The sequence below is a fragment of the Treponema sp. R6D11 genome, from assembly GCF_054786075.1.
Genome location: NZ_BDHD01000548.1, coordinates 1 through 800 on the forward strand (window position 1 = coordinate 1; position 800 = coordinate 800).

General features: G+C 52.2%; 1 protein-coding gene. It reads right to left on the reverse strand.

Annotation, left to right across the window (positions count from 1 at the left end; translation table 11 throughout):
• Window positions 1-74: 74 nt before the first annotated feature.
• A partial coding sequence (locus ACYVTD_RS14595; RefSeq protein ID WP_461248443.1) for a divergent polysaccharide deacetylase family protein occupies window positions 75-800 on the reverse strand: 726 nt, incomplete at its 5' end.

Genomic DNA, 800 nt, shown 5'->3' on the forward strand with positions numbered 1-800 from the left:
GGAGAGGATTTTTTCCCCGTCTTCGACGATGGCGGCGGAACATTCGTCGCAGGATGTTTCTATGCCAAGGACTTTCATTTAGATTTTATTATATCACCGGCGGTCTTTATAGTGTAACCCTGATCGATTAACTTGGGATATTGCTCGGTAAGGATGGGGGCGAGTTCGGGCGACCACGTATGGCCGATCATTACCGTACTGCCGGTTTTTCTCGCTTTCGTAAGTCCGCTTACGATGTAGCGAATCATCGACTCTTTGTCCTGTTCGTTGTCGATAAATGTATCCCGCTCTCCAATTTTAATTCCAAGTTTTTGCGCCGCCGTGGGAACCACCGTCTCCGCAGTTGTTCTGGAATCGAGGAAATACAAACCGTTCTCGGCGCAAAATGCGAGTATCGTTTCCATGGCGGCGGCGTCCATCGTTATTTTCGAGCCTTGATGATTGTTCATTCCCGTAATCGGGCCGATCTCATCGATATTGCGTTTTAGTACGGCTCGGATTTCACTTGCGCTCATGCCGGAATAAATCGCGCCGGGGCCGGGGTTCTGTCCGCCTATGGCTTCCATCGGCTGATGCAAAAACACTTCCTTGCCCGCGGCCCTTATCCGCTTGGCGGCTTCGGCTGAATGTGGAAGGCCTGGCAGAACGGCGATGGTTAAAGGGCCTGGGATACGCAGGAAGGGTTCAAGCTCACGCAGATTGTTGCCGGCGTCGTCTATCACAAAAACGACGGTTCCAAGTTTTTCTACGGTTTTTGATGTCGGCCTCTGCGTAACGGCGGCGGTTGTGTTTGCGGCGGG